The sequence below is a fragment of the Streptomyces sp. A5-4 genome, from assembly GCF_051131715.1.
Lineage (GTDB): Bacteria > Actinomycetota > Actinomycetes > Streptomycetales > Streptomycetaceae > Streptomyces.
This window is the reverse complement of record NZ_CP178591.1, coordinates 5,943,006-5,960,290: the sequence shown is the minus strand read 5'-3', so window position 1 is coordinate 5,960,290 and position 17,285 is coordinate 5,943,006. Positions and strand designations below refer to the sequence as shown.

The window sequence follows — 17,285 nt, the reverse complement described above, 5'->3', positions numbered from 1 at the left end:
CACGGCAGGTCAGCGGGACCGGGGCGAGGGCGCCGGCCAGGACCCCACCCGAGGCGCGGGCGCGGCCGTTGCCGAAGGACGGGCGGTGCCGGTGACCGTTGTCCGTCCGCTCTCGGTGAGCGAGACGGGCTGTCCGGCGTGGAGTGGGCGGGAGGTGTCGCGCACCACCAGTCCGGCCTCTTCCAGCCGTTGGAAGACCGGGTGCGCGATCCGCACTCCGGAGGCCGTCACGACGGACATGCGGCCGGTCTGCAGGTGCTGATGGAGTTTGGCTCCCTGGCTGATGGCGAGGAGCGCGGCGAACTCGTGGGCGATCAGGTCCGCACCTGCCGTCACGGAGGCTGCCGGGTGGGCGGCTTCCAGCGGCTCCAGTACGGCGACCGCCTGGTCCTGGCGGGTGTCCCGTTCCGCGGTGGCGTCCTTGAGCTGGGCGACGGTCCGGTCGATGCGCGTGAACAGATCTTGATCGAAGGGCAGTTCGCCGGAGGCCAGGCGCTGGAGTAGGACCCGGTAGAAGGTGATGCCTCGCTCGGCGTCGGACAGGGAGCGGTGGGCTTCGGCGAGACGGCTGAGTGGCTCGTCGAGCAGGCCTCGGTCGTGGTACGTCCACAGGTCGTCGATGGTGTGACCGGTGGCCGCCTCGACGCGGTGGTCAAGGCTGGTCAGGGCCTTCGCCTGCGGCGTGATGGGCGGCAGGGAGATCACCTCCTAGGAGAGGGCCGGGGAACGGTCGGGGGCGGTGCCGGACAGCGGCACGCGGACGTCGAGGTACGCGCCCTCTCGGATCTCGGTGGGGTGGCCGAGGTGTCGGACCAGGCCGAGCATCGGCAGGTTCGACACCTCGGCGTACACGGAGAGGGTGTGCGCACCTTGGGAGCGGGCATGGGCGGCGGCGTGCCGGGCGAGGGCGAGACCGATGCCTCGGCGCCGGTGGGCGTCGGCGACTTGCAGGCCGAGGTCGAAGACGCCGGGGTGTCGGCTGACGGGTCCGGCCGAGCCCAGGGCGATGACCTCGTCGGTGGCGTGCAGGGCGATCCAGCAGCTGGAGTGGTGCAGCAGTCGCTCGATGTCGCGGCGGGTGATCTGGGTTCTGCCCCAGCGGCGGTGCATGGCCTGCTCTGAGCAGCTGCGGTGGAACGTCTCGATGAGCGGCCAGTCCGCGATGGTCGCCGTCCGGATGCGGGTGGCCGTGGTGGTGTTCAGCAGCTGGTGCACACGCCCATGGCGGTGAGGAGGGCGTCGCGCTGATAGGACTTACGGCGCCGGCCGTCCGGCAGGGTGATGTCGCGGGTCCGCATGCCGTGCGGGGCCAGGAGCTCGGCGAGACGGGCCTGGGTGAGATCGCTGTAGCGGCGCTGGTTTCCGGCGATGCCCGGCAGGTGCCGAAGCGCTTCCACGAGGTCGGCGGAGGCCACTGCGTACGGGTCGCCGAGCTCGGTGAAGACGTTGAGGCAGGCTTCGAGCAGGTTGGCAGCCGGTTCCGCCGGTTCCTGGCAGCAGTTCTCGTCCTCCTCCAGGCACTGCCTGAACACGTCATCCGCGGCGGCCACCTCTGCCGCGGAGAGGCAGGGGGTGGACAGGAGTAGGGACAGCTCGTGTCCGGCGGCGAGTCGTTCGATGAGGAGGTCGGTGCACACCTCCAGCTGCTCGGCAGCTCCCGCACCGGGCTGCGGCGGGGCGGTCATTGCGGCCAGCAGGCGCTGTTCGAGGTCCTGGACCTCCGTGAATACGTTCAAGAGGTCCCGGTGGCGGGGGTTCTCCTCCCACGGCTTGCTCCCCAGGAGGGTAGTGGCGAAGTTGTCGAGGAAGTTGGGGAAGATCGTCAACGGGTGGGGCCTTTCGGGGTGAGCGGAAGAGCGGGCTGAGGAAGTCCGGGGACCGCGTAGGGCGGCGGTCCGGGCTTGGGGAGGGTGCGGGTGGTGTCGCGCTGAGGGGAGCGGCCTCGGGCGGCGTGGGTGAGGGCGTCGATGGGCCGGCGCTTGATGCCCAGGCGGGCGGCGGCAGTCCTGTACACGTCGCTCTGTTCCCGGGGCCGGACCGCGACAACGTGGATCTCGGTGCGGAACGCTGCCCCTTCGGGGGCCCGGCGCGTGGCATAGACGATGCGCCAAGCCGAGCGGGAGTCGACGTAGACCTTGCGGAGCCCGTCGAGTTCATGGGTGAGTTTCCCGCCGAACAGGTTCGCGTTGACGACATCCTGGAGTTTGGCGAGCGCGAGGTCGCGGATGCCGCTGGGCGCTTGGAGGAGGTCGGTCAGGGCGCGAGGGTCGAAGGTCAGACCGAACGCGGGTTGGTCGTTGTCGCTCACGAGGCCGCCTCGAAGGCGTGTTCCGTTTCGTCGGCCGCGGTGGTCGCCGGGCGGGTGGATCGGCCGGGGCCTCGCAGCAGGCGGTGGGCGGGGCGGTCGGGGTCGGTCTGGCAGGCCGAGAGCGGCCCGCCGGCCGCCCGGGTGGCGGCCATCGCGTGGGTGAGGAAGTCCCGGTGCCACACGAACATCCCGGACGGTCCGGCTTCGGGGTCCTTGTGCTGCTGGTAGGCCATCCATAGGGCGTGCAGCCAGGCGACGACGTCGAGGTGGTCTTGCCATTCCTCACACCACGGCGCGGATGTGGTGATCTCCGCGCCGTAGACCGGCATGAGGAAGTCCTCCACCCAGTCGGTGAGGGAGTCGAGTTCGTTCTCCCGCTCTTCGCCGTCCAGCTCGAGGATCGGCTTCGGCTCGGGTGGCAGCACGGGGGCGGGCATGCCGGGAAGGCCCGGCATCGTGAAGCCGGCGAAGGGCATCGGGATCGGGTCGGGTGCGGCGGCCAGGCTATCGAGCTGCCGGGCCTGCTCGGCCGACTGATCCAGAAGCTTGCGGACGCTGGCCTCGATGCTCTCCAGGTCGGCTTCGGGAACGCGGATCGGATCCATCTCCTGGCCCTCGGGGCCATCTATGGGTTCGAGCACGAAAGGTCTCTCCTCGCAGCCGGAGGCGGCCGTTGGAAATAAGGGATTGCAGTTCAATGATCCGCACATTCCCCGGTTTGGCTGACCGGGGATGTCGTGCTACAAAGCCCGGCGCACGGCGGGGACACGAATACGAAAGGCCGTTTCCCCTGCCCCCGCCGCATGCTGGAGGGTCAGGCGGAGAGGACGAAGTCGTCCTGGGAATAGGTCTGCTGGAGGGCTTCGGTGAGCCGGTCGGACGCGATCTCGGCGTAGTGCCTGGTCTTCTCGACGCCGATGAAGTCCCGGCCCTCCAGCAGAGCTGCGACACCGGTGGAGCCCGATCCGGCGCAGAAATCGAGGACGGTGCCGCCCGGCGGGCTGATCTTTACGAGCTCGCGCATCACCTCGACCGGCTTCTGCGTGATGTGCTGCCGCTTCTTACCGGACGGCTGCGAGCCGGAGTACAGGCCCGGGAGGTAGACCTCGTTCCGGGAGCCGTCCATGTCGCCGTTGGACCCCCAGACAATGAACTCGCAGTTCTGGGTGAACCTCCCGCGCTGTGGGCGGGCCGCAGGCTTGTGCCAGGCCAGCACCCCGCGCCACACCCAGCCGGCGGCCTGGATCGCATCCGTGGTGATGGGCAGCTGGCGCCAGTCGGTGAAAAGCAGCGCCGTGCCGCCGGGGCGGGTTGCCCGCTGGGCTTCGGTCATGATCTGCGTCAGCCAGAAGCCATAAGACCTCTGGTCCATGTTCTCGCCGGTGAAGTCCGGCAGGGCGTGGCCGGCGTCCGCGGAGGTGTACTTCTGCCGGGCCGTGCGGCCCGTGCGCTCCTTCGCCGTCCGCCCACCCGAGTTGTACGGCGGGTCGGTAATGACGGAGTCGACGCAGTTGTCCGGGAGGGTGGACAGGACGCTGAGGGCGTCGCCCTGGTGCAGGGAGAAAGGCAAAGAGGTACCCCAATATCGGTGCGGGAAAGGCGAGAGTGGGCTCCCACTCGCGACCATGACACCGCCTGCCCGGATACGGACATAGATGTGCCATAGGGCCATAAGGCGGTTGCGCGAGGGGAGTTCCAAAACTGTAGGGCACGATCCCCGGTTGACCACGGTCGCCGCCAAAACCCTTGAAATAGAGCCTTGATCATCTTTTTCTTGGTCAACCGGGGATCCGCACTTACTGTTTTGGAACTGCCCGGTGCACACAGCGCCGATGGTCGTATTCCCCCGTCATGCCCACACGGAGGCACCCCCTTGTCCCGGCACACCTGATCCGCCTGGACGTCGTCGCGAGCGGCAACTCGCAGCGACGTCCCGAGGCACAGCTCACCCATCACCCGGCCTACCGCGCCCCTTCTCACATCTCCACGGCACCGCGCGGCCGGGTCTTCACGCACGCAAAGGACACCGCTATGACATCCCTGCGCCCTCCCCTGCCTGAAACCCGGCCGCCGGCCCTGACCGGCGAGCGCGGAGGCACCCCGGATTGAAGGCCGTAGCCGCCGCTATCGGCGTCCTCTGCCTCTCCCCCCTCGTCCTCGCCACCACCGCCACCATGGCCGCAGCAGGAAGCGGCGCAGCCTCCAAAGGCGCCGCCTGCACTCCCGGCGGAAGCAGCATCGATGCTGCCGCGGTCGCCAAGCAGGTCGCGGCGATCCTCGGCGGCCAGGGCGGCGACAGCTCGGTCCGCGTCGAGGGCCTGGAACTGCCCGACGAACAGATCCCCCACGCCGAGACCATCGTCGCCACCGGCATCGCCCTGAAGGTCCCCGAGCGCGGACAGGTCGTCGCGCTCGCCACCGCCATCCAGGAATCCCGGCTCCGCAACCTCACCTACGGCGACCGGGATTCGCTGGGGCTGTTCCAGCAGCGGCCCAGCCAGGGCTGGGGCACCCCCGAGCAGATCCGCGACCCCGTCTACTCCTCCACGCGCTTCTACAAGGGACTGCTGGAGGTGAAGGGGTGGCAGCAGATGACCATCACCCAGGCCGCCCAGGCGGTGCAGCTCTCCGGTTTCCCGGAGGCGTACGCGCAGTGGGGGCCGCTGGCCCGGGCGCTGCAGCAGGCCATCGTCAAGACGCTGCCGAACGGCGGCACAGGTCAGACCGGCCAGGAGACGGGTACCACGCCGGGCGGAGCCGGCGGCTGCAAGCCGGGCGAGGACGGAGCCGGCTGGGGCTCCATCCCCGAAGGGACCGTCCCCGCCGGATACAAGATCCCCGCCGACGCCTCACCGAAGGCCCGCATCGCCATCGACTGGGCGATGCACCAGCTCGGCACCCTCTACCAGTGGGGTGGCACCTGCACCGCGCCGCGCGGCCCCGACCCCATGGGCCGCTGCGACTGCTCCAGCCTCATGCAGCAGGCCTACGCCAAGGCCGGTATCCAGCTCACCCGCACCACGTACACGCAGGTCAAGGAGGGTGACGCCGTACCGGCGAACACCCTGATCCCCGGTGACCTGCTCTTCACCCGCGGCACCGCCGCCGTCCCCGAACACGTCGGCATGTACCTCGGCGCCGGCCTGGTGATCAACGCACCGCGCACAACGAAGCCGGTGCGGATCGAGAAAGTCGGCGACTGGCAGATCCTCGCCGTCCGCCGCATCCCCACGCTCAACAGCTAGACCGCCGCCCGCCAATGCGGGCCTGCGCCGGGCCCCACTTCGCGCCCCGAGCGCCCCTCTCCCTTCCCCGCACAGCCGCAGGGCCTCTCCGGCCTGCGCCCGCAAGGAGCTTCGCCATACCCATTTCACTCGCAGACCGCGTCCTCTACCTCGCCTACGACCCCGGAATCACTCCAAAGGAGGGCGGCCTTCCCGGGCTCGACGTCCTGAAGAAGGTCGTCAGCTCGATCAACATGTTCGGCATCATCGCCGTCGTCGGCGCGCTCGCCATCTCCCTCGGTGTGTGGGCCTGGGGCCACCACAGTGGTGGCCACCAGGCCGAGGCCAACGGCAAGAAGGGCGCCGTCGTCTCGGCGGGCGCGGCCCTGGGCCTGGGCGCCGCCAATGGCATCGTCGCGTTCTTCTCGGCACTCGGGACGCAGGTCAAGTAGTGCCGAAACGTTCCCTCTCCCCCTTGCACCGGGCCACGACGCACTGGACGATCGGGCGACGGATCCTCGTCGCCGCCGTGGTCATCACCGCGCTCCTCGGGGCCGCCGGACTGACTGCCTGGTTCACCTCCCGCGGCGGCCAGACCAAGACCGGCGTATCCCCCGCAGCCCCTGGAGCGAGCTCGCCCGCCGGGACGGCCCCGAAGCCGTCCGTCGGCACCGGCTCGGTCCCGGCTCCGCCCAAAATCACCGACCCGCTCGCCTACGCCAGGGCGGCCGCGGTGCTGCTCTGGTCGTACGACACCCGCACCACCAGCCGTGACCAGCACCTCGCCGGCATGAACGCGTGGATGACCCGCGAGACGAAGTACACCGACTGGACGGCGATCTCCGGACAGATCCCGGACCCGGTGCTGTGGTCGCGGATGGCCGACAACGCCCAGTACGCCACCGCCGCCGTGGGCGAGGCCCACTTCCCCTCGGCGTTCAAGCAGGCCCTCGCCGAGAACCCCTCCGCGATCACCGAGGCGTACATCTACGCGGTCACCGTCACCGGCAAGCAGACCATCGCCTGGCAGAACGGCGGAGGCGGCGCCGAGGACCGCGCCGTCACCCTCGCCGTCCAGTGCCGCCCCAGCTCCGACTGCGCCCTGGTCTCCCTCGCCCCGAGCGTCGCCCCGTAACACGCCACTGAAGACAAGGAGGTATCCCTCCAGTGGACTTCTGTTCCATCCCCCTCGCCAGCAAACTGTGCAGCGCCGCCGACGCCATCGACTTCGTCAACGACCCGGGCAAGGCCATCACCGAGGGCATCGGCAACTGGATCGCGAAATCAGCCGGTGAGTTCGCCGCCGCATCCGCCGATCTCGCCGCCGAGGCCGTCAACGCCACCACCAAGGTCGACCTGCGGGCCGGCTGGTTCGTCGACAACTACGAGCTGCTGCTGCCGATCGGCCTGACCATCCTGGTCGCCACGTTCTGCGCCCAGCTCATCCGGGCCGCCTTCAAGCGTGACGGCCAGGCCCTGGCCCAGGCCTTCACGGGCACCGCTAGCGGCGTGATCTTCTGCTTCGTCGCCATCGCCGGCACCACCGTCGCCATCGAAGTCGTCGACGCCCTGAGTGATGGCCTGTTCGCGGCGGCGGGCACCTCGATCGAGGAGGCGGTGCGTCGCATGGTCAAGGCCAGCTCCGTCGCCTCCATGGTGCCGCTGGGGTGGATGATCCCCGGCATCGTCGGCCTTGGGGCCGGCACCGGGGCCATCCTCTACTGGTGCGTGATGATGGTCCGCAAGGTCGGCATCCTCGTCCTCGTCACCCTCGCGGTGTTCGCCGGGGCCGGCGGCGGCTGGGAGGCCGCACGGCGCTGGCGCCGGGGCTGGATCGAAGCCACCGCCACGCTCGTGGTCAGTAAGTTGCTGATGACGATCGTGTTCCTCCTGGGCATCTCCGCCCTCGGCCAGACCCAGGCCAAGGACGGACTCGGCGCCCTCGCCGACTGCCTCGCCGGAGTCGTGATCATGATGATGGTCCTGCTCTGCCCGTACGCCACGTTCAAGTTCGTCCACTGGGCGGCGGAGGGCACCGACGGCGAGTCGATCCACCGAGCCGGCGGCACCGGCGCGCAGATGGCCAAGCAGCACACCGAGCAGGCAGCCCGCAAGGCCGCCGCGATGGCCGCCACGGGCGGAGCCGGTGCAGCGGCCGGAGCCGGAGCCGGGGCATCCCCCCAGGGCCCGGCCAGTTTCCCCGGCGACATCGCCGCCAACCCCACCGGCGGCTCCGGGGGCGAGCAGAACAGCTCCCCGATGCCGTCCTCCGGCGGAGGTGCGGTCACCGACGCGCTGTCCAAGGCAGTCCAGCCTCCGCCGACCAGCGCGAGCCAGGACACCAGCGGCCACCTCGGCGGAAGCACCGGCCCCAGCTCCGGCTCCCCGTCCGAGCCCCCCGGGCCGTCCGGTTCCGGCGGCACGGGTGCCGTTCCGCGCAGCACCCAGGGCCCGCCGCAGGGCGCGCCCGCCCAGGGCCCGGCCGTCGCGAGCAGTCCCTTCGCGAGCGGACCCTCGCCCACCGGTTCCTGACCCGTCCACGCCACCCGGGCGGGACACGCCGCACCACGATGCCGTGTCCCGCCCGGGTTCCAACCCCCGTGCTCCGAAGGCGGCTTCTGCCTTGTCTGACCTTGTCCTCCCCCTCACGATCAAATTCCCCCACCGGTCGCGGCGCGGCATCCTGCTCGGCCTGTCCCTCCCGCAGCTCGTCCTCACCTCCGCGGCCCTCGCCCTTCTCCTGGCCACGGTGGTGTCCACCGGCCTGGTCGGTGCCCTCGCCCTGACCCCGCTCTGGGCCGGCGTCGGAGCCCTCGTCGTCATCCGCCACCACGGCCGTTCCCTCATCGACTGGGCGCCGATCGTCCTGCGCTACGCCCAGCGCCAGCGCACCGGGCAGACCCTGTGGCTGGCCCGCGCGGTCTCCCGGCCCCGCACCGACGGCATGCTCCACCTGCCCGGCACCGCCGCCTCGCTCCGTGTCGTCACCCCGTCCGGATCGCAGGCCGCCGCCGTCCACGACCCCCACGCCCAGACCCTGACCGCCATCGCCCGCGTCTCCAGCCGGGCCTTCGCCCTCCTCGACCCCGCCACCCAGAACTCCAACGTCACCTCGTGGGGCCGGGCACTGGCCGGCATCGCCCGATCCGGGCACATCGCCACCGTGCAGGTCCTGGAGCGCACCGTCCCCGACTCCGGCGACACCCTTACCCGCCACTGGACCACCCGCGGCCGCCCCCAGGCCCCGGTCGCCGGGCAGGTGTACTCCGAACTCGTCTCCTCCGCAGGGCCCGCCGCCGCCCCGCACGAGAGCTACCTGGCGATCTCCCTGGACATGAAGGCCGCCAAGCGGCTCATCTCCCAGGCCGGCGGCGGACTGCCCGGCGCCTTCACCGTGCTGGGTCAGACCACCGCATCCGTCGCCCAAGCCGCGCGCGGCGCCGGACTGATGGTCACCGGCTGGCTCACCGCCCGCGAGATCGCCGCGGTCGTGCGCACCGCGTACGACCCCAAGGCCCTGGCCGGCCTGCAGCAGTGGTCCGAGCACGGCAGGGCCGAGGCCGACCCGGCCGCCGCGGGTCCCGTGGTCCAGGTCGAGGAGTACGACCGGGTCATCACGGACACGGCCCGCCACGCGACGTACTGGGTGGAGAACTGGCCGCGGACCGAGACGACGTCGGGGTTCCTGCACGGGCTGATGTTCACCGCCGGAGTGCGCCGCTCCTTCTCCCTTATATACGTGCCCCAGGGGCTCGAGTCCGCGCTGCGCGACGTGCAGCGCACCAAGGCCACGATCATCGCGGACGCCGCCGAGCGCCAGCGTCGCGGACAGGTCGACTCCGAGGCCGACTCCGTCGAGTACGGCGACGTCAAGGAACGCGAACGCCAGCTCATCGCCGGGCACGCCGACGTCGCCCTCACCGGCCTGCTGACCGTCTCCGCCGAGACCGACGCCCAGCTCGACGCCGCGTGCGCGCAGATCGAGACCGCCGCCGTCAGCGCCCAGGTCGACCTCCGGCGCCTGATCTATCAGCAGCCCGAGGCCCTCACCCTCGGCGCACTCCCCCTGGCCCGCACCGCCCTGTAGCCCACCGGCACGGATCGACCCCACCCCCCGGGAGTTTCCACACTCATGCACACCCTCGACCATGGCCGTCTGGCCATCGAACTCCAGGCCCTCATTGATGAGGCCCGCACGCTCAGGGCCGAGCACCAGGCGCAGCTTGCTCCGTACCTGACCGCCGACGGTGACGTGAACGAGGACTACCTGCGCGAGTACGGCGACGCCCGCATCACCACGGCCATTGAGGCCGCCGACCGGCTCGGCACCCTCCTCAACCAGCTCGACCTGCTCACCGGCCCGCCCGCGCGCCTGCCCTTCACCGTGACCATCGCTGGCCGCGAACGGCGCGACGGCGAGCGGCCGTACAGCTTCGCCGTGTACGCAGCCGGCCTCGACGACGCTCTCCACACGCTCCCCGAGCTGCCGACCTTCCAGCGCTGGCTGCGCGACGTCGGCGGACTCGGCACCGAGCCCGACGTGATGCTGGTGCCCGAGCAGTGCCATCCCGGGCTTCGCGCACCGGGCGAGTTCATCGACCTCCGCGCCGAGCAGGCCGCCCGTACCAACACACCCTCCAGCACCGCCCCTTCCCAGCCGGCCGTCCCGGGCGCTGCCCACCGCCCCGCGCACCGCCGCCGCTGACCTACAGAAAGGCCCCGCCTCTTGGCTCCCTACCCCACCGAGGTGAGCGACGCGCACCCCTACCTGCGGGCCGCCACCGCCGGCATCCGCCACCACACCCGCCAGAGCGCAACCACCGGCGCTCCCGCCGACCGCACACACCTCGACGTCCTGCACGGCCACCTCACTGGGCTGCACCTGCTTCTGGACCGGCTCGCTGAGACCACCCGGCCGCAGCACCCGGCCGCCGGACGGCACCTCGCCTTGGCGCACCTGCGGCTTTGGCAGGCCGCGACCAACGTCCACGACGCCTTCCACACCCTGCCCGCCACACCGCGCACCGGCGCGGACCCGGTCTGCCGCCCTGACCAACTGCCCGAGGGACCGCCGGTCCTCACCATCTGCCAGCGCCAGCTCGCCTCCGGCCACGCCATCCGCCGCAAGACCACCCCCGCCGACCACGGCCCCCGCCCGGCACGCACCGCCTGAGGGCAGCCCCCGCAGAAACGATCCGCCCCCATGTCCCAGCACCGTCCCGGCCGCCGCGCCCGCCGCGCCTCCGCCAGCCCCCTGTTCACCCCCCACGGCACCGACCGCAGCACCCGCAAGGCCGCCCGCCGCCAGCTCGCCGAAGCCCAGGCCAAGGCCCGCGCCGAATCCACCTCGCCCTCCGGCGAACACGAACCGGCCGAGCAGGAGATGCCTCTCTCCCCCTACCCGGCCGCCGGGCGACCCGGCAGCGCCTCCGCCCGCGGCAACCGGCTGCGCCTGCCCGCCCACCGCATGACCACCGCCGTCGCCGCCGGCGCGTATCCGTTCCTCGCCGAAGGCGGCCTCGGAGCCGACGGCATCTACATCGGCCGCGACGTCCACGCCGAAGCCGCCTTCGTCTTCGACCCGTTCACCCTGTACGGCAAGATCGACGGGTTCACCAACCCGAATGTGTTGCTCGCCGGAGTGATCGGCCAGGGCAAGAGCGCCCTCGCGAAGTCCTTCGCCCTGCGGTCGGTGGCCTTCGGGTACCGCGTGTACGTCCCCTGCGACCCCAAGGGCGAATGGACCCCCGTCGCCCAAGCCCTCGGCGGCACCTCGATTGCACTCGGCCCCGGACTCCCTGGCCGCCTCAACCCCTTGGACGCCGCCCCCAGGCCGCCGTCCGTCGCGGAGGCGGACTGGGCCGGTGAGGTACGCAAGCGCCGCCTGCTCCTGCTCGGCTCCCTCGCCCGCACCGTCCTGGGCCGCGACCTAATGCCGATGGAGCACACCGCCCTCGACATCACCCTCAACGGCGTCGTCAAGGCAGCCGCCGCCGCAGGACGGACCCCGCTGCTCGGCGACATCGCCCACACCCTCGCCCAGCCCGCCCTCCTCGACCAGGCCGCCGGCACCGTCTCAGGCCACCTCGGAGAAGCAGCCCGCGACCTCGCCCACGCCATGCGCCGCCTCGTCCACGGCGACCTCGCCGGAATGTTCGACGCCCCCTCCACCGTCGCCTTCGACCCGGCCACCCCGATGCTGTCCATCGACCTGTCCCGCCTCGGCGGATCCGGCGACGACACCGCTCTCGTCCTCGCCATGACCTGCGCCTCGGCCTGGATGGAGTCCGCCCTCACCGACCCGCGCGGCGGCCGGCGGTGGATCGTCTACGACGAGGCATGGCGATTGATGCGCCACGGCCCCCTGCTGCAGCGCATGCAGGCCCAGTGGAAGCTCTCCCGCGGCCTCGGCATCGCCAACTTGATGGTCATCCACCGGCTCTCCGACCTGCTCACCGCGGGTGACGCCGGATCCCAGGGCCGTGCCCTGGCCGAAGGACTCCTCGCGGACTGCTCCACCCGCATCATCTACCGCCAGGAAACCGACCAGCTCCACGCGGCGGCTTCCCTGCTCGGCCTGACCTCGGTGGAGACCGAAGCGATATCCCACCTCAGCCGCGGACGCGGCCTCTGGAAGGTCGCCGGCCGGTCCTTCATCGTCCAACACCTGCTCCACCCAGCCGAACAGACCCTGTTCGATACCGATTCCCGTATGCACTGAAAAGATAGGAAACACACCATTTCTGACATCACCAGCCCTGACTACTTCCTCCAGCTCGCGAGGAGTGTGGACCGGGTCTTCGACGACGTTCCGAAGGCCGAGGAACTACGTCGAGGCGACGACGTCACCCCGGACCTCCACACCGTGGTCGGCGACATCGGCGTCATCCTGGCCGAAATCTGCGAGGAACTGACCACCAGCAGCCGCCACGAGTTCGAGAACCTCACCGGCTACAGCCACGCCGAACGCTTCGGCACCGCGGCCCTCGCTCAGTGCGCTCCCCCGCTCGGCACCGCCCTCGCCCACCTCAGCCAGGTAGTTGACCGTCTCGGCTTCCTTCACGAGAACATCCGGCACTCCTCCACCGAGCGCACGCCCCCGCCGGGGGATGTGCGGGTCGTTATCCAGGATCATCTCGACCAGGCCAGTACCGCCCTGCGCACCGCCGCCCAGCAACTGCGCGGCAAGGCAACAGAAATCACTCGCGTGTTCCCTACCCGGACAGCCGCCATGCTGGCCCGTTACGCACCTGCCGCGGTGCCCCCGGCCGTCATACCCACGCCTGGCCGGAACCGATGACCTTGCGGCAAGAGCCGGGGGCGGACGGTCCGTCGACCCGCCTCCTGGCGCCGTTGCCGGATCACCGCAACGTCCTCGACCCCAGCTGGCAGCGAGCGTGGGCCCGCTTCGCCCACGTGACCACCCCGCTACGCGAACGCGGCCTGGTCTGCGACGTCCAGTACGGGATGGACGACTGGCTCGTCTACGCCTGGCCACCCGGACACGACTCCGTCGTCCTCATCGGGGCGCAAGGCGGATGGCTGGCCACACACGAGGCTCCCGCCGAGGACCGGACCTCGATGACGGTCCTCTACGACTCCACCGATTCCGTCGGCCCCCACGATGTCGGCCCGCTGCTCTCCGCGATCGACGCCCTCCTCGCACGACTCCCCCGCATCCCGTCGACACCGGTAGCCGCCCGCGTGCACGCGGCTGGGGTCCATGCCCCTCCGCCGGCCACGCGCGGCACCCGCAGCCGCTGACCCTCACCCCCCAACCTCGTCCTTCAGGAAGGCTTCCCGTGTACCACCCCGTCAGCATCCACATAGGACTGCATGTCGCCGGGCCGATATCCCTCCCGCTTTCCGACCCGGTCCAACGGGTCTTGTGGTCAAGGGGGTTCACCTACTGCTCGCGGCTCGGCGCATACACCGCGCCGGCCTCCCTACCTGCTGAACAGCAGGAGCACCTCGTGCACCAGGCCGTGCACGCGCTGCAGCCGCTAGGCCTGCCCGTCGCCCACCTCCACCACCAGGCGCCCTCGGCATGACCCAAGAAGATTCCCTGCTTCCCTTCGAGCAGGAGACGCTGAGACGTTCCAGAGCCGTCACCGCCGGCCTGGAGCAGTTCACCGCCGAGCTGGCACCGCGCCTGGGCCTGGCGTGGAGCCACAGAGTCCTGCCGACTCCGTATCGGTGGAGCCATGCCGACGACCGGCTCTGGGAGAGGGAGGAGGGAGTGCTGTGGCGTGCACTGCGCCGGGACGGCGACCATCAGCGTGCGCGAGCCTTCCTCACCCATGCCCACGGCTTCCAGCTCTGCGTCATCCAGCGGCCGCACCAGCCGGGCGAGTTCCTGGTCGGCACGCTGCTACCGGCAGGGGTCTACGAGTACGACACGACGCCGCACCCGCAGGCCGTCTCGGTTCCGGGTGACCCTGCCCGCGCTGCCGCCGCGGTACAGCGCCGTCTCCTTCCGTACTACCGGCTGGCGTCGATGCGCATCGCGAGCGGCACCAGGTTCAAGCAGGCCCAGCAGATCACCATCGGCCGGTCTACGGACGGGCGGCCGATCGCCGACGTGCTCATGCCTCGCGCCGTGAGGGCCCTGCTCCACGAGGACGGCCGCTGGCACCTGGACCCCGGCACCGGTCTGTGCGTGACCGCCACCAACTCGCCGTTCACTCCCGAGGTCCTCGTCCAGGATGCCGCCGACCGGCTCCGCGGACTCGGCTTCGAGGTCGTCCTCAGCGACCGCCATCCGCTGGAGACGTACTTCCGCTCGCAGTACCCCACGAGCCCGGCACCGGTGACCGGCCTGCCGTCTACGCCGCCCGGCAACCCGGGCCGGGCCCGCTGACCTGGAACGGCTAGCGGCAACGAGCAACGCCGCCGACCTGCGGCACGCACCCGCACCCACCGCACTCCAAGGAGACTCCCCTGGCAACCCGCTCCTTCATCGCCCGCCCCACCGAGGCCGGAGGATACGAAGGCATCTACGTCCACTGGGACGGATTCCCCAGCAATCATCTTCCCCTTCTGCTGGCTGCCCACCAGCACAAGTTCGCCGGCGATCTCGACGCTATGAACCGGCACCTGATCGATGCCGTGCCCGTCGCCTGGTCCGGGCTGGGCACCGACCTCCTCGACGGCACTCCCGAAGCACTGGTCAACGAGCTCACCGGAGGCCAGCACTACCCGAGCAAGCAGATGGACGACCTGATCACGCCGGATGGCTCTCCCGCTTTCCGGATGTCCGTCCACGAGGGAGGTACCGGCGGCCTGGACTGGGGCTACGTACTCCACGAGCACGGCATCGAGGTAATCAGTCTTCGTGAGGAACTGCGCGGCCCCGTCGTCGGGTGGGCGACCGATCCCCGTACCCGGTTCAGCGACCATCCGGCGCTATGGCAGCCCACCGGGCCAGTCCCCGGCTGACCGCCTCAGGCTGCGCCAAAGCTGGGCACCACCGCGGTCGTTGCCTCTGCACCCGCCCCGTCCACCGCCGCACCCGCCACGCGCCGCTGATCCGCAAGGAGCCGCCCCCTGCCCGGCCAGTTCGTCGTCGGCACGCACCCGCAGTACGGGTACGTCGCCGCCGCCCAAGGAATCCCCCACCACATCAGCCAGTGGTACCTGACCCGTCTCGGCTTCCAGCCGCTGCACGGCCTGCACGGCGTGTACCTCCTGCCGGCACCCACCCACGAAGGGCCCCGGCGCACCCGCCAGGCCATCGAGAGCCTGCGCCGCAGCGGATACAAGGTCCACGCCGACTACTCCCTCGACCCCGCCAACACCGAGCCGGCGCAGACCACCCCGGTTCGGGACCCGCGCGAGTGGTACCGGACCGGAATCTCGCAGGCCGCAACCACCACCTCGCCCCAGTACGCGACCACACGGGCCTGGGGCTCCAGGCCGCCGCAGACCACGCCGGTATCTCCCGCACCGAGCGCGACCACTCACGCCAGCCGCACCCGCTGATTCGACAAGGACCCGTTCCGCCCATGACCCACACCGTCCACCACCGTCCCGGCAGCAACGAGCTGCGTCTGCGGGCCCGCCGGGAGGCCGCGGGATTCCTGCGCAGCCTCCCAGTGCCCGCAGACCCTGCCGCCGCGCTGCGCGCGTGCACGCAGGCGATGTCCCAGGCTTCGACGCCCGCCGAAGTCCACGCTTTGACCGAGCTGGCGGCCGGTGGCGAGGAAGCCGGGCTGATCGCGCTGCGGAACCTGCTGCGCGCCGCCGGCACCCGCTGCCGGGAGCAGGGCGAGCTCCAGCTCGCCACCCGCTACGAGCGCACGGGCGATCTCCTCGACATCGCCGACCGGGCGCTCTTCCAGCTCGGTGTCGACCTGCTGACCACCGCCTACGACACCGAACCGGATACCTCCGAGCCGTCTCTGATCTCCGTCGGCCACGACGAGGGAGCGTCCACCTGACGCCGTCCGAGATCACCCTGTTCACGAGCCGGCACCACGGCATCGTTGCCCTGGTCACCGGTGACACCTGGCGCTGGGCCCGGACCGCCCTTCAGCTCGCCGGATTCGAGAAGGACGATGACGGCAACTACGTCATGCCCCTGATCGACGCCGACCGTGCCCGTCGGTCCCTGGCCGCCCTCGGGGAGACCTCGCGGGCCTGCCAGAGCACGGTCACCACCACCGACCAGCGCTACATCGGCGACTTCGCGCGAGAGGTCAGCGAGCACCTGCCCGGCCAGTGGAACGTACGGGTCGAGAACTACGCACTCCCGGTGTGGCAGGGCGACCTCACCGCAGGCCTGTGGGCTACCGGCCCCATTCTCCGCCACCTCCAGCACAGCCGCGTGCCCTCTGCCGCGATCCTGCAGAGCGATGGAGGGGCCGAACTCGCCATCGTCTACAACCCCTTCAGCCGGGTGTACCACGTCGGGATGCTCGCCCCGAAGGACATGTATCTAGATGAGACGGTCACGCCGCCGCCCAGCATCAGCGTGCATCCGGCGGCCGTCCCCGCCGCCCGGAAGATCACCTCCAGCCTGCTGGCCGACTACCACCGGGTCGTATTCGAGATGCAGTTGAACCACCTGGGCGATGAGCTCGCGTGGGCGCAGGAGGAGTTCGAGCCCGGAACCGTCCAGGACCCTCCCCAGCAGGACCTGGGCAAGGCGTTCGACCGTTTCACCGCCATCGCACCGCACATCATCGCCTCCCTGCGCGCCAACGACGCCCACGCCTTCGACACGTACGAGAAGGCGTTCCTGGAACGCATGGACGCCGCGTTCGGTCTACCGGGCCCGGGCCGCGAAGACGCGGGAACCGCTGGGGAGAACCCGAGCCTCGATCTGCTGGCGCTGTGGATGGCGGAAGGCGAAGGTCTGGTCGGGCTTGCCCGGGCTGCCGCCCGCACCGGACCCGCCCAGACCGCCCTCGGGCTGGTCCGTGCCGCGGAGGCACCCCGCGCTCTCCCCTCCCCGCCCACGCAGGCCGGCACCGCCCCGAGCCGCAGATAGACCACTGGAGCCTCCATCCCCCGCCCCTCGACCCCGCCTCCTCACCAGGCGGTCAACGCTCTGACCGGCTGGGCCGTCCAGTTTTCGGTTATCCAGCTCCGCTGCGAGACAGTCCTGGATCACCTCCGTAACCGTCTCGGAGACATCACCGACGCCGCGGCCGCCCTGGCCGCCGAAGCCGAGCGCAACCGGCAGCTCGCCGAACTCTTCGTCGATCTCCGCCCCCACCTCAACACCCTGATCGTCCACGCCAGCGCCGGCG

At 70.8% G+C, this 17,285-nt stretch carries 22 protein-coding genes; 16 read left to right on the top strand and 6 right to left on the bottom strand.

Annotation, left to right across the window (positions count from 1 at the left end):
- Positions 1 to 9: 9 nt before the first annotated feature.
- The 6 genes from ACLLJJ_RS28010 to ACLLJJ_RS27985 form a co-directional block, all read right to left on the bottom strand.
- A complete protein-coding gene (locus tag ACLLJJ_RS28010; RefSeq protein WP_434596517.1) occupies positions 10 to 705 on the bottom strand; it encodes a hypothetical protein in 696 nt (231 codons plus the stop codon).
- Positions 706 to 708: 3 nt separating this feature from the next.
- Positions 709 to 1,215, bottom strand: coding sequence for a GNAT family N-acetyltransferase (locus tag ACLLJJ_RS28005; RefSeq protein ID WP_434596515.1), 507 nt, complete (start codon positions 1,213 to 1,215; stop codon positions 709 to 711).
- On the bottom strand, positions 1,200 to 1,826 hold the full coding sequence (locus tag ACLLJJ_RS28000; protein WP_434596513.1) for a DUF3631 domain-containing protein: 627 nt from the start codon (positions 1,824 to 1,826) through the stop codon (positions 1,200 to 1,202). Before ACLLJJ_RS28000 ends, ACLLJJ_RS28005 begins: the two co-directional genes overlap by 16 nt.
- On the bottom strand, positions 1,823 to 2,308 hold the full coding sequence (locus ACLLJJ_RS27995; protein ID WP_434596510.1) for a type II toxin-antitoxin system RelE family toxin: 486 nt from the start codon (positions 2,306 to 2,308) through the stop codon (positions 1,823 to 1,825). The genes ACLLJJ_RS28000 and ACLLJJ_RS27995 overlap by 4 nt, the downstream gene beginning before the upstream one ends.
- Positions 2,305 to 2,913 (bottom strand): DUF4913 domain-containing protein, encoded by a 609-nt coding sequence (locus tag ACLLJJ_RS27990; protein ID WP_434600541.1) that lies wholly within the window; start codon positions 2,911 to 2,913, stop codon positions 2,305 to 2,307. Before ACLLJJ_RS27990 ends, ACLLJJ_RS27995 begins: the two co-directional genes overlap by 4 nt.
- Before the next feature lie 209 nt (positions 2,914 to 3,122).
- The gene (locus ACLLJJ_RS27985) at positions 3,123 to 3,878 is read right to left on the bottom strand and encodes a DNA-methyltransferase (protein WP_434596508.1); all 756 of its coding nucleotides are present in this window, start codon (positions 3,876 to 3,878) and stop codon (positions 3,123 to 3,125) included.
- Positions 3,879 to 4,159: 281 nt separating this feature from the next.
- On the opposite strand from ACLLJJ_RS27985, the gene ACLLJJ_RS27980 reads away from it, so the two are divergent.
- The 16 genes from ACLLJJ_RS27980 (at position 4,160) to ACLLJJ_RS27905 (ending at position 17,023) form a co-directional block, all read left to right on the top strand.
- Positions 4,160 to 4,417, top strand: a complete 258-nt coding sequence (locus ACLLJJ_RS27980) for a hypothetical protein (protein WP_434596506.1) — start codon at positions 4,160 to 4,162, stop codon at positions 4,415 to 4,417.
- Complete coding sequence (locus tag ACLLJJ_RS27975) at positions 4,414 to 5,553, top strand: C40 family peptidase (protein ID WP_434596504.1); 1,140 nt, start codon at positions 4,414 to 4,416, stop codon at positions 5,551 to 5,553. Before ACLLJJ_RS27980 ends, ACLLJJ_RS27975 begins: the two co-directional genes overlap by 4 nt.
- A 116-nt stretch (positions 5,554 to 5,669) precedes the next feature.
- A complete protein-coding gene (locus tag ACLLJJ_RS27970) occupies positions 5,670 to 5,984 on the top strand; it encodes a DUF6112 family protein (RefSeq protein WP_267839009.1) in 315 nt (104 codons plus the stop codon).
- A gap of 23 nt (positions 5,985 to 6,007) precedes the next feature.
- Positions 6,008 to 6,667 carry a hypothetical protein gene (locus tag ACLLJJ_RS27965; protein WP_434596502.1) on the top strand — a complete coding sequence of 220 codons (660 nt, stop codon included), beginning with the start codon at positions 6,008 to 6,010 and terminating at the stop codon, positions 6,665 to 6,667.
- Positions 6,668 to 6,699: 32 nt separating this feature from the next.
- Positions 6,700 to 8,064 carry an SCO6881 family protein gene (locus tag ACLLJJ_RS27960; protein WP_267838945.1) on the top strand — a complete coding sequence of 455 codons (1,365 nt, stop codon included), beginning with the start codon at positions 6,700 to 6,702 and terminating at the stop codon, positions 8,062 to 8,064.
- A gap of 91 nt (positions 8,065 to 8,155) precedes the next feature.
- Positions 8,156 to 9,619, top strand: a complete 1,464-nt coding sequence (locus ACLLJJ_RS27955; protein ID WP_267838946.1) for an SCO6880 family protein — start codon at positions 8,156 to 8,158, stop codon at positions 9,617 to 9,619.
- 45 nt (positions 9,620 to 9,664) lie between these two features.
- The gene (locus ACLLJJ_RS27950; protein WP_267838947.1) at positions 9,665 to 10,237 is read left to right on the top strand and encodes a hypothetical protein; all 573 of its coding nucleotides are present in this window, start codon (positions 9,665 to 9,667) and stop codon (positions 10,235 to 10,237) included.
- 21 nt (positions 10,238 to 10,258) lie between these two features.
- The gene (locus tag ACLLJJ_RS27945; RefSeq protein WP_434596499.1) at positions 10,259 to 10,705 is read left to right on the top strand and encodes a DUF6238 family protein; all 447 of its coding nucleotides are present in this window, start codon (positions 10,259 to 10,261) and stop codon (positions 10,703 to 10,705) included.
- Positions 10,706 to 10,735: 30 nt separating this feature from the next.
- A complete protein-coding gene (locus tag ACLLJJ_RS27940; RefSeq protein WP_267838949.1) occupies positions 10,736 to 12,253 on the top strand; it encodes a VirB4 family type IV secretion system protein in 1,518 nt (505 codons plus the stop codon).
- Between the two features lie 66 nt (positions 12,254 to 12,319).
- A complete protein-coding gene (locus tag ACLLJJ_RS27935; RefSeq protein WP_267838950.1) occupies positions 12,320 to 12,832 on the top strand; it encodes a hypothetical protein in 513 nt (170 codons plus the stop codon).
- Positions 12,829 to 13,296 (top strand): hypothetical protein, encoded by a 468-nt coding sequence (locus ACLLJJ_RS27930; protein WP_434596496.1) that lies wholly within the window; start codon positions 12,829 to 12,831, stop codon positions 13,294 to 13,296. The genes ACLLJJ_RS27935 and ACLLJJ_RS27930 overlap by 4 nt, the downstream gene beginning before the upstream one ends.
- Before the next feature lie 283 nt (positions 13,297 to 13,579).
- A complete protein-coding gene (locus tag ACLLJJ_RS27925; RefSeq protein WP_267838952.1) occupies positions 13,580 to 14,392 on the top strand; it encodes a hypothetical protein in 813 nt (270 codons plus the stop codon).
- 224 nt (positions 14,393 to 14,616) lie between these two features.
- A complete protein-coding gene (locus ACLLJJ_RS27920; protein ID WP_434596494.1) occupies positions 14,617 to 14,970 on the top strand; it encodes a hypothetical protein in 354 nt (117 codons plus the stop codon).
- Between the two features lie 240 nt (positions 14,971 to 15,210).
- Positions 15,211 to 15,513, top strand: a complete 303-nt coding sequence (locus tag ACLLJJ_RS27915; protein WP_267838953.1) for a hypothetical protein — start codon at positions 15,211 to 15,213, stop codon at positions 15,511 to 15,513.
- A 23-nt stretch (positions 15,514 to 15,536) separates the two neighbouring features.
- Positions 15,537 to 15,971 (top strand): hypothetical protein, encoded by a 435-nt coding sequence (locus ACLLJJ_RS27910; protein WP_434596492.1) that lies wholly within the window; start codon positions 15,537 to 15,539, stop codon positions 15,969 to 15,971.
- Positions 15,972 to 16,105: 134 nt separating this feature from the next.
- Positions 16,106 to 17,023, top strand: coding sequence for a hypothetical protein (locus tag ACLLJJ_RS27905; protein WP_434596490.1), 918 nt, complete (start codon positions 16,106 to 16,108; stop codon positions 17,021 to 17,023).
- Positions 17,024 to 17,285: the final 262 nt, after the last annotated feature.

Excerpts from the sequence above, each read along its gene's own strand:
- ACLLJJ_RS27990 (WP_434600541.1), bottom strand. The coding sequence starts at position 2,913 with ATGGATCCGATCCGCGTTCCCGAAGCCGACCTGGAGAGCATCGAGGCC.
- ACLLJJ_RS27980 (WP_434596506.1), top strand. The coding sequence starts at position 4,160 with ATGCCCACACGGAGGCACCCCCTTGTCCCGGCACACCTGATCCGCCTG.
- ACLLJJ_RS27950 (WP_267838947.1), top strand. The coding sequence starts at position 9,665 with ATGCACACCCTCGACCATGGCCGTCTGGCCATCGAACTCCAGGCCCTC.
- ACLLJJ_RS27940 (WP_267838949.1), top strand. The coding sequence starts at position 10,736 with ATGTCCCAGCACCGTCCCGGCCGCCGCGCCCGCCGCGCCTCCGCCAGC.
- ACLLJJ_RS27930 (WP_434596496.1), top strand. The coding sequence starts at position 12,829 with ATGACCTTGCGGCAAGAGCCGGGGGCGGACGGTCCGTCGACCCGCCTC.
- ACLLJJ_RS27925 (WP_267838952.1), top strand. The coding sequence starts at position 13,580 with ATGACCCAAGAAGATTCCCTGCTTCCCTTCGAGCAGGAGACGCTGAGA.
- ACLLJJ_RS27920 (WP_434596494.1), top strand. The coding sequence starts at position 14,617 with ATGAACCGGCACCTGATCGATGCCGTGCCCGTCGCCTGGTCCGGGCTG.
- ACLLJJ_RS27910 (WP_434596492.1), top strand. The coding sequence starts at position 15,537 with ATGACCCACACCGTCCACCACCGTCCCGGCAGCAACGAGCTGCGTCTG.
- ACLLJJ_RS27905 (WP_434596490.1), top strand. The coding sequence starts at position 16,106 with ATGCCCCTGATCGACGCCGACCGTGCCCGTCGGTCCCTGGCCGCCCTC.